The organism is Rhodococcus sp. IEGM1339 (assembly GCF_050321925.1).
In the GTDB taxonomy this organism is placed as follows: Bacteria; Actinomycetota; Actinomycetes; order Mycobacteriales; family Mycobacteriaceae; genus Rhodococcus; species Rhodococcus pyridinivorans.
Map to the genome: position 1 here is coordinate 1 of NZ_JBNQFT010000045.1, position 9,911 is coordinate 9,911.

The 9,911-nt window shown below is 65.4% G+C and carries 10 protein-coding genes; all 10 read right to left on the reverse strand.

Going from position 1 to position 9,911, the window contains the following annotated elements:
• Nucleotides 1–219 precede the first annotated feature (219 nt).
• From ACQR3U_RS23070 to ACQR3U_RS23115, 10 genes are read right to left on the reverse strand one after another with little or no spacing between them, the layout of a single operon-like run.
• A complete protein-coding gene (locus ACQR3U_RS23070; RefSeq protein WP_428692137.1) occupies nucleotides 220–660 on the reverse strand; it encodes a DUF1931 family protein in 441 nt (146 codons plus the stop codon).
• A gap of 13 nt (nucleotides 661–673) precedes the next feature.
• Complete coding sequence (locus tag ACQR3U_RS23075) at nucleotides 674–2,401, reverse strand: FAD-dependent oxidoreductase (RefSeq protein WP_230811576.1); 1,728 nt, start codon at nucleotides 2,399–2,401, stop codon at nucleotides 674–676.
• Complete coding sequence (locus ACQR3U_RS23080) at nucleotides 2,379–2,645, reverse strand: UBP-type zinc finger domain-containing protein (RefSeq protein WP_230811577.1); 267 nt, start codon at nucleotides 2,643–2,645, stop codon at nucleotides 2,379–2,381. The genes ACQR3U_RS23075 and ACQR3U_RS23080 overlap by 23 nt, the downstream gene beginning before the upstream one ends.
• Nucleotides 2,642–3,094 (reverse strand): thioredoxin, encoded by a 453-nt coding sequence (gene trxA / locus ACQR3U_RS23085; protein WP_037216975.1) that lies wholly within the window; start codon nucleotides 3,092–3,094, stop codon nucleotides 2,642–2,644. Before trxA ends, ACQR3U_RS23080 begins: the two co-directional genes overlap by 4 nt.
• A 13-nt stretch (nucleotides 3,095–3,107) precedes the next feature.
• Nucleotides 3,108–5,738, reverse strand: coding sequence for an ATP-dependent chaperone ClpB (gene clpB, locus ACQR3U_RS23090; RefSeq protein ID WP_230811578.1), 2,631 nt, complete (start codon nucleotides 5,736–5,738; stop codon nucleotides 3,108–3,110).
• The gene (locus ACQR3U_RS23095) at nucleotides 5,720–6,049 is read right to left on the reverse strand and encodes a chaperone modulator CbpM (RefSeq protein ID WP_230811579.1); all 330 of its coding nucleotides are present in this window, start codon (nucleotides 6,047–6,049) and stop codon (nucleotides 5,720–5,722) included. Before ACQR3U_RS23095 ends, clpB begins: the two co-directional genes overlap by 19 nt.
• Nucleotides 6,046–6,981 carry a DnaJ C-terminal domain-containing protein gene (locus ACQR3U_RS23100; protein WP_230811580.1) on the reverse strand — a complete coding sequence of 312 codons (936 nt, stop codon included), beginning with the start codon at nucleotides 6,979–6,981 and terminating at the stop codon, nucleotides 6,046–6,048. The genes ACQR3U_RS23095 and ACQR3U_RS23100 overlap by 4 nt, the downstream gene beginning before the upstream one ends.
• 6 nt (nucleotides 6,982–6,987) lie before the next feature.
• A complete protein-coding gene (locus ACQR3U_RS23105; protein ID WP_230811581.1) occupies nucleotides 6,988–7,512 on the reverse strand; it encodes a nucleotide exchange factor GrpE in 525 nt (174 codons plus the stop codon).
• A gap of 8 nt (nucleotides 7,513–7,520) precedes the next feature.
• Nucleotides 7,521–9,401, reverse strand: coding sequence for a molecular chaperone DnaK (gene dnaK / locus ACQR3U_RS23110; RefSeq protein ID WP_230811582.1), 1,881 nt, complete (start codon nucleotides 9,399–9,401; stop codon nucleotides 7,521–7,523).
• A gap of 3 nt (nucleotides 9,402–9,404) precedes the next feature.
• The gene (locus ACQR3U_RS23115; RefSeq protein ID WP_005203454.1) at nucleotides 9,405–9,908 is read right to left on the reverse strand and encodes a general stress protein; all 504 of its coding nucleotides are present in this window, start codon (nucleotides 9,906–9,908) and stop codon (nucleotides 9,405–9,407) included.
• Nucleotides 9,909–9,911: the final 3 nt, after the last annotated feature.

Consider the following 9,911-nt stretch of genomic DNA (forward strand, 5'->3'; position numbering starts at 1 on the left):
GCCACCGAACCCGCCGAGGAGGTTGCACCAGCACTGACCGCATAACCACCCGAGGAATCACGCGGCGACCTCGTTACACCACGCATCTGGACTTGACCCATCTACGAGATGTTGTTTGTGAGTAGCGGTCCATTCCGCCTTTGTATCTCGGCCAGATCACATCGTCCTCGATGTGTCTGGCACGTTTGTCCGCCATCAGTGCCCGGTCGCTGGCTGGGTTCAGAGGAGTTGATGGAAGATGTCGAAGGCGACGCTCCATTCGGCGGTCCCGGGGTTCTTGCGGTCCGGCTCGACCGTGACGAAGGTATGCGCCAGTGCCACGCTCAGGCCTCCGGCGATCAGCGGCAGTCGTTGCTCGGTCTCCTCGGAGAGGGCTACGTCCAAGGATGGCCGGGCCGCCAGTTGGTCGAGCAGAGGTTGTAGTTCGATCTCCTCGTCCAGCTTCTCGAACCGGTGGATGCTCTCCTGCAGCCCCTTGGTGATCGGCAGGTCCCACGGTTCGATCACGTCCCGCAGGTTTGCCTTTGCCGAGGCCTTGCCGATGAGGATCACGTCGTAGATCTTGTCGTCGATGAAATCCGTATAGCGCTTGAGGTCGTTCCGGTCGACGTGCAGTCCAGCCGCTACCCGGAAGAACCGCTGGAATTTCACGGTGCCCATCACTGGCATGTCGTCAGCTCCTCTCGAAGTATTCATGGATTTGGCGAACCGCCATCGCTCCTTCACCGACAGCGGATGCGACCCGTTTCACCGAGCCGCTGCGGACGTCGCCCGCCGCGAACAGGCCGGACCGGCTGGTTTCGAGCGTCCTCGACAACCCGGCGCCGATCCGCCGGTCGCCGTCCCCTCGGGCGCGGACCGCGTCCATGCCCGTGAGGACGAAGCCGTGATCGTCGAGCGCGATCGCGTCGGCCAGCCACCCGGTATGCGGCATCGCCCCGATGAAGACGAACAGAGCGTGCACCCCGATCGTGTCCTGTTCCCCCGTGCGATTGTCCTCGACCACAATCTCTTCGAGGTACTTCTCACCGTGGACCTGACGAACCTCGGTATTCCGGTGCACGGTCACCCGCGGATGCCGTTCGATCTGGTCGACCAGGTATCGGGACATGCTCTTTCCGAGGTCACCGCCGCGGATGAGCAGGTGAACGTGGGAGACTTGGTCTGCGAGGAAGACGGTGGCCTGGCCGGCGGAGTTTCCGCCGCCGACGATGGCTACCGGGTCGGTGCCGCACAGCCGCGCTTCCTGATGGGTTGCGGCGTAATACACGCTTCTCCCCTCCAGTGCCTCGATTCCCGGAACCTCCAACTTGCGATATCGCGCCCCGGTGGCGAGCACGACCGCCCGGGCGCGGATCTCGCCGCCGTCCGCCAGTTGGAGCACATGGTGCCCGCCCTCGGATCCCAAACCGGTCACCTCCGCCGACACGAGAAGGCGGGTACCGAACTTCCCGGCCTGAATCACGGCGCGCTCGGCCAATTCGGCACCGGAGATCCCCGCCGGAAAGCCCAGGTAGTTCTCGATCCGGGAGGAGGTACTGGCCTGGCCGCCCGCGGCGATCGACTCCAGTGTCACCGTGTTCAACCCGTCGGATGAGCCGTACACGGACGCGGCCAGACCCGCCGGTCCGGCACCTACGACGACGAGGTCGCACACGTCCTGGGCTGCGTCCGGGACCGAGTCCGGGACCGGGAGCCCGACGATGCGGGCGAGTTCGGCGTTCGTCGGATTGCGCAGCACCTTCTCGCCGTGCCAGATCACGACGGGAGTATCCTCTGGGGCGACACCCAGGCTGCGCAGCAGCTGCTCCGCCCGTTCGTCCCGCTCCAGATCGATCCACCGGTGGGGCAATCGGTTGCGCATCGCGAACTCCCGAAGCCGCAACGTATCCGGGGAATAGCAGGAGCCGATGATCCGGAACCCCGAACCGAGCCCGATCAGCAGGTGCCGGCGCACCAGGTAGGCCCGCAGGATCAGATCGCTGAGCACAAGATCGTGGGCCACGAGCGCGCGCACCCGCTCGGCTGGGACGACGAGCACCTCGCCGTCCTCGATCACCTCGGCGGTGAAGAACGCCACCTGGCCATCCAGCAGTCCGAGCTCGCCCAGGAATCGGCCCGGACCGTGCACGCGCAATATCCGACGTTCGCCGTCCACGGCGCCCTCGTCGATGATCGCGACCTTGCCGGTGAGGATGACGAAGAAGTCGTTGCTGGGCGCGCCCTCTCGGATCAGCACCTCGCCGGCGTGAACCGATCGACGTGTGCCTCCGGTCTCGAGCGTCGCGACCTGGTCGTCCGTCAACCGCGGGAATGCCCCGACTGTATCCGGAGTCTCGTCGTCGACGAGCTGACCGTCGCCGAGGCGGGGGGCGTCCTCAGACGAAGTTCTGGTCGACATAACACCAGCGCCAATCTTCACCGGGTTCCATCGACTGGACGATCGGATGGCCAAGGGTGTGAGCGTGCGCGCTCGCGTGCTTACCCGGCGAGGAGTCGCAGCATCCGACGTGTCCGCACGTCAGGCACAGCCTCAGATGCACCCACGGGGTTCCGAGGCGAAGACATTCCTCGCAACCTTGTGGAGTGCGGGGCGCCACGGGCCGGATCGCGATCACATGTGGGTCCGCGTGGGCAAAAGTCATGAGTTCGCCTCATTGCCTGCTTTTTCCGAGAGCGCCTGATCGAGCCATGTGCGCAGCTGGGGTACCGGAGCGGCGCCCGCCTGACGAGCGAGTACCTCACCCCGGTCCATCACCAGCAGCGTCGGAACGGCACGGACGGTGAAACGTTCGGCCGTCTGGGGTGCAGCATCCACGTCAACCTTGACGAGCTTGATCTGACCTGCGCGTTCTGTGGCGAGCTGCTCGAGCGCGGGGCTGACCATTCGGCACGGAGCGCACCACGTCGCCCAGAGATCAACGAGTACAGGCACCGAGGATTTCTCGGCGACCTCCGCGAAATCGCCATCCCCTGCCGAGGCGATCCAGGGCAGCGGCTCGTGGCAATTCCCGCAGCGGGGTCTCCCGTTCCCGGCCGCCGGCACCTTGTTGACCTTGCCGCAGTGTGGGCACTTCACCTTGTCGGATCCCATGACGACACCCTTCTCAGGCCGCGATGGCGGGTTCCGTATATGCGACGGACAGTTCGCCGTCATCGACCGTGACACTGATGGTGCCGCCCGGTTCGATTTCGCCGCGCAACAGCGCACGACCTATCCTGGTTTCGACCTCGTGGGCGATATACCTGCGCAGGGGCCGTGCACCGTAGACCGGGTCGAAACCGTGTTCGGCGATGAGCCGGCGTGCTTCCGGTGTGATATCCAGGTGTATCTGTCTCTCTGACAATCTGTTCCGAAGATCGGCGAGCTGCAGCTCGACGATGTGCTCGATCTGGGGCAGCGTGAGCGGGGTGAACAACACGATGTCGTCGACCCGGTTGAGGAACTCGGGACGGAAGTGCCCGCGCAGTTCCGCCAGCACCCGCTCCCGGGCGTCCGGCTTGATCTCGCCGTCCGCTGTGACTCCGTCGAGGAGATGCTGGGATCCGATGTTCGAGGTCATGATGATCACCGTGTTCCGGAAATCGACCTGCCTGCCTTGAGAATCGGTGATCCGGCCGTCGTCGAGCACCTGCAGCAGGGTATTGAAGACGTCGGCATGGGCCTTCTCGATCTCGTCGAAGAGCACCACGGAGTACGGCTTGCGACGCACCGCCTCAGTGAGCTGACCCCCCTCGTCATACCCGACGTACCCGGGGGGCGCACCGATGAGCCTACTCACCGTGTGCCGCTCCTGGTACTCGCTCATGTCCAGGCGCACCATGTTGTCTTCGCTGTCGAAGAGGGCGCTGGCCAGCGTCTTTGCGAGCTCGGTCTTTCCCACGCCCGTCGGTCCCAGGAAGATGAACGAACCGATCGGCCGGCGCGGATCACGGATGCCGGACCTCGCCCGGATCACCGCGTCTGCGACCAGTTGCACCGCCTCGTCCTGACCGACGACCCTCTCGTGGAGGATCTCGTCGAGCTTCAACAGTTTCTCCCGCTCACCTTCCTGCAGCCGGGCGACCGGGATACCCGTCCATGCGGCCACGATTTCTGCGATCTCGTCTTCGGTGACCACTTCACGCAGCAACGGATTGCGGCCCTGCCTGGTAGCCAGTTGCTCCTCCGCCGCCTCGAGTTTGCGTTCGAGTTCGGTGATCTCGCCGTATCGCAGCTCGGCGGCCCGATTGAGGTCGTAATTGCGTTCGGCCTCCTCGGCTTCGTGGCGCAATCGTTCCAGCTCTCCCCGTAGCTCCTGCACCCGACGGATCGCTTGGCGCTCTGCCTCCCACTGAGCGTGCCGGGCGTCGGCCTCGGCCCGCAGATCGGCCAGTTCCTTACGCAACTCCTCGAGGCGTGTCTTGCTGGCCGCGTCCGTTTCCTTGGACAGCGCGGCCTCTTCGATCTCCAGCCGGGTCACCTTCCGGGTGAGCTCGTCGAGTTCGGCGGGCATCGAATCGATTTCGGTGCGTAGCCGGGCGCACGCCTCGTCTACCAGATCGATCGCTTTGTCCGGAAGGAAGCGGTCGGTGATGTACCGGTGCGAGAGGGTCACGGCGGCCACCAGTGCGCCGTCCTGGATCTTCACGCCGTGAAACACCTCGAGGCGTTCTCGAAGTCCGCGCAGAATCGAGATCGCATCCTCGATGCTGGGCTCGTCGACGAGAACCGTCTGGAATCGACGCTCCAATGCTGCATCGGATTCGATGTGCTTGCGATACTCGTCGAGAGTGGTGGCACCGATCATGTGCAGTTCGCCGCGGGCGAGCATCGGCTTGAGCATGTTGCCGGCGTCGAGAGATCCCTCGCCGCCGACCGATCCTGCGCCGACGACGGTGTGTAACTCGTCGACGAACAACAGGATGCGCCCCTCGGCCGCTTTCACCTCGGACAGCACCGCCTGCAGTCGCTCCTCGAACTCGCCGCGGTACTTCGCGCCGGCCACCAGGGAACCCATGTCGAGCGAGAAGATCGTTTTGTCGCGTAGGCCCTCGGGCACGTCGCCGCGGACGATCCGCTGGGCGAGGCCCTCGACGATCGCGGTCTTGCCGACGCCGGGGTCGCCGATCAGCACCGGATTGTTCTTCGTTTTCCGGCTCAGGATCTGCGTTACCCTGCGGATCTCGGCATCGCGGCCGATGACCGGATCGAGTTTGCCTGCCCGCGCCTCGGAGACGAGGTCGCGTCCGTACTTCTCGAGCGCCTCGTACGCACCCTCCGGGGTGGCCGAGGTGACGCGCTGATTGCCGCGCACTGTGGTCAAGGCGGCGAGGAAGGTCTCTCGTGTGACCCCATGACTGGTGAGAACCCGTCCGGCCGCACTGGTCGACCCCTCCTCGGAGAGGGCCATCACGAGATGCTCCACCGACACGTAGGAATCCTTGAGTCGCTTCGCCTCCCGTTCCGCGGCGTCGAGCAGCTTGGCCAGGCGCTGGGTGATCATCACCTGACCGGGCGTCGCACCGGGGCCGCTGACCTTCGGCCTACGCGAGAGTTCACGTTCCAGGTCGGATCGCAGGGCGTCGACGTTCGCGCCGGCCTGCTCGAGCAGTCGGGGTACCAGCCCGTCCTGCTGATCGACCAACGCGAGCAGCAGGTGCTCTCCGTCGACCTCGGTGTGACCCATTCTGGTCGCGACGTTCTGGGCTTCCTGCAGGGCTTCTCGTGACTTTTCAGTCAGGCTGCCGGTGTCCATGGGGGTGTCCTCCTTCTGCGGGACGCTGCTTCGAGTTTCTCGATTCGATCCAGCAGATCGAGCACGAGCCCGATTGCCGAGTAGTTCAGGCCCAGACCGGTCCGCAGCCGTTGGATGCGGGCGGCGTGGGCCACTTCGGATGGTTCGAACGACATTTCGCCGCCGGCGTCGCGGTGGGCGTCGAGCAGGCCGAGAGCCACAAGTTTTCGTGCCAGGTCGGGGTGCAGCCCGGTACGTTCGGCGAAGGCATCTGGCGACAAACCGGCACGGCGAACCAATACGTACCCGGTGACCGGGGTCGGGGTGCTCATGTGTCTTTCCTCGGATCGAAGTTCGATTCGGCGGCCAACTGCTCGAACAGCTCGCGTTCGCGTGCTGTCGGTTTCGGCGGCACCATCACCTTGATTTCGGCGTAGAGGTTGCCGTTGGCGCCCCGCGGATTGGGCATGCCTTCTCCGCGCAGGCGCAGCTTCCGTCCCGTCGACGAGCCCGGCACCACTTTGACTTTCGCCTCACCGCCCGGGGTGGGAACGACGACCGTCGCGCCGAGGACCGCCTCCCATGGCGATACGGGCAGGTCGACGTAGATGTCCCGGCCCTGGACGCGGAACCGGGGATGCGGCTTGATCCGCACCACGAGGTACAAATCCCCGGGCGGCGCGCCGCCGTTGCCCCGCCCGCCTTGCCCGGCCAGCCGGATTCGCTGGCCGTCCAGGACACCGGCCGGAATGTCGACGTCGTACTGCCGGCCGTCCAGTCTGAGAGTGCGTTTGCCGCCCCGATACGCCTCTTCCAGGGGCAGTTCCAGTTCCGCTTCCTGATCGGCGCCGGGAATCGGCCCGTACCCGCCACCGCCGCCGAACATCTGCCCGAAGAGGTCCTCGAAGTCGACGCCGCCCTCGCCACCGACACCGTGACCGAAGTGCACCCTTCTGCCCCCGCCCCCACCGCCGTACCCGCCGCCGAACCCGCCGCCGAACCCACCGGCGCTTGCCCGGACCCGTTCGTCGTAGTCCTCGGGCACACGCCGGAAGTCGTCACCGAATCGGTCGTAGCGTTTCCGGGTGTCCGGGTCGGACAACACCTGGTAGGCCTCATTGATCTCTTTGAACTTGTCCTCCGCAGTGGGGTCCTTGTTCACGTCGGGGTGATACTTGCGGGCCAGCTTGCGGTAGGCCTGCTGGATTTCGTCGGTGCCGGCGCCCCGCGGGACCCCGAGCACTTCGTAGAAGTCACGCGCCATCGGTGCTCACCCCTCGGGGCGGCTGACGACCACCGCGGCGGGACGCAGCTGCCGCCCGTCCTCTCCATAGCCCGGGCGCAAGACCTCGACCACGGTCCCGGAGGGAAGGTCGGGTTGGGCCACCACACTGACCACTTCATGGAGCTCCGGGGAGAACGGCACACCGACCTCGTCGTGGCGCTCGAAGCCGAACCGTGAGAGCACCTGCACCGCCTGATCCCGGATCGCCTTCACACCCTCGACGACGGTCTGAGGATCGCTGCCCGCATGGGCCAGCGCAAGCTCCAAATTGTCCAGGACCGGCAGCCACGCCGCGGAAACCTTCGCCACCTCCGCGGCGCGTTCACGATCCAGATCCTTGGCATACCGCTTGCGCAGGTTGTCCAGATCTGCGAGGGCCCTGCGCCAGCGGTCCTCGAGTTGAGCCAACTCGGCCCCCGTGTCGGTGCGATCAGGCGCCGTCTCGGTCTGATCCCCGTCGGTACCCTCGGTAGCCGGCTCGGTCGTCGAATGATCTGCAGACCTGTCCATCGTGTGCCTCAGCTTCGATCGAATTCGGCGTCGATCACGTCGTCGTCATCCGACGACGCAGCCTCTGCGCCGCCGGCCTGGTGTCCGTCGCCGCCGTCCTGGACCGGCGCGAGCCCGTAGAGCAGCTGCTGGAGCTCCGAGGTCAGTGGCTCTACCTCCGCGGGTGAAGCACCGTCTTTGACCGCCTTCCTGGCGTCGGCGATCAGCATCTCGGCCCGCGCCTTGTCGTGCGGTGGCGCACTGTCACCGAGTTCGGCCAGTCGCCGTTCCACTTGATAGGCAACCGAATCGAGCGCGTTGCGTGCGTCGACCGCCTTGCGCAGCGCCTCGTCCTCACCCCGGTTCCGTTCGGCCTCTGCCAGCATGCGCTCGACCTCACTCTGGTCCAGGTTGCCCTGCTCACTGATCGTGATGCTCTGCTCCTTGCCGGTGTCCTTGTCGCGGGCGGTGACGTTGAGGATGCCGTTGGCGTCGATATCGAAAGTGACTTCGACCTGCGCCTCGCCGCGTGGCGCAGGGCGGATGTCTTCCAGCCGGAACCGGCCGAGCACCCGGTTGTCGGCAGCCCGTTCGCGTTCGCCCTGCAGCACCACGACGTCCACGGCGGACTGATTGTCTTCCGCCGTGGAGAACACTTCGCTGCGCCGGGCCGGGATCGTCGTGTTGCGCTCGATGATCTTGGTCATCACCCCGCCCTGCGTCTCGACGCCGAGGGACAGCGGGGTGACATCGAGCAACAGCACATCGGAGACCTCGCCCTTGAGCACGCCCGCCTGGACTGCGGCACCGAGCGCCACGACCTCGTCCGGGTTGACGCCCATGTGGGGATCCTTACCGCCGGTGAGCCGGCGAACCAGTGCCTGCACCGCCGGAATACGTGTCGAACCACCGACCAGGATCACCTCGTCGATATCGTTGGCGGTGACCTTGGCGTCACTCATCGCCTGCTTCACGGGGTCGAGGCAGCGTTCCACCAGATCCGCCGTCAAATCCTCGAACTTCGATCGCATGATCGTGGTGGTGAGGTGCTTGGGACCGTTCGCGTCAGCGGTGACGAAGGGCAAGTTGACCTGGGCCTGTGTCACCGAGGACAACTCGACCTTGGCTTTCTCCGCGGCCTCGAAGAGGCGCTGCAATGCCTGCGCATCCTTGCGCAGATCGATATTCTCCGCACGCTGGAATTCGTCGGCGAGGTAGTCCACCAGGCGCCGGTCGAAATCGTCTCCGCCGAGGTGGGAGTCGCCGGCCGTGGAACGAACCTCGACCACTCCCTCGCCGACATCGAGCAGACTCACATCGAAGGTGCCGCCGCCGAGGTCGAAGACCAGTACGGTCTCGTGGGTCTGCTTGTCCATGCCGTACGCCAATGCCGCAGCGGTCGGCTCGTTGATGATCCGCAGGACCTCGAGGCCCGCGATCCGGCCGGCGTCTTTGGTGGCGTTGCGCTGCGCGTCGTTGAAGTAGGCCGGAACGGTGATGACCGCTTCCTTGACCTTCTCACCGAGGAACTTGCTCGCGTCGTCGACGAGCTTGCGCAGCACCAGGGCACTGATCTCCTCCGGCGCGTACTTCTTTCCCCGCACGTCGAATCGGGCCTCACCATTGTCACCCGGCACGACGTCGAAGCTGACCGCTTTGGCCTCCTCGGAGATCTCGTCGTAATGACGTCCGATGAAGCGTTTCGCCGAGTAGATCGTGCCCTTCGGATTCAAGATCGCCTGCCGTCGGGCAAGCTGACCCACCAGGCGCTCGCCGCTCTCGGTGAACGCCACCACCGACGGCGTCGTCCGCGCACCCTCGACATTGGAGATCACCACCGGCTCGCCGCCTTGCCAGCTTGCGATGACCGAGTTGGTGGTGCCCAGGTCTATACCCACAGCAGTCGCCATGACTCATTCCTTTCGATCGGTCCGGCCGGTGAGCAAGCGGACGGCTTCGTCCGCGACCTCGACATCGGCGAGGACTTCGTAGTGACGTGGTTGTAATGACTGGATTGAGGTGAAGTCGCGCCGGCCGCCCTGCAGCGCATACATGAGCAGGCCGAGCAGAGCGCCCACAACGGCACCGAATACCAACCCGTAGAAGGCGAGCGCGAGGCCCGTGAGCAGCGGCTGGACCCAATCGAGTAACCCGAAGATCCAGCCGAACAGCGCACCCGTCAGCGCGCCCGCGGCGGCGCCCCGCAGAGCGGCCCAGCCGTAGTTCAATCGGCCGACGATCTGCTCGACCAGCTCGATGTCGCGACCGACGATGGCCAGTTTGTCTACCGTGAAATGCTGGTCGGAGAGGTAGTCGACGGCGCTCTCGGCGTCGGCATAGGTGTCGAATGTCGCAATCACCTGGCGAGCAGGTGGGTGTGGACTTACGGCGGAGGTTCCGCCACTGGACTCTGACATCAC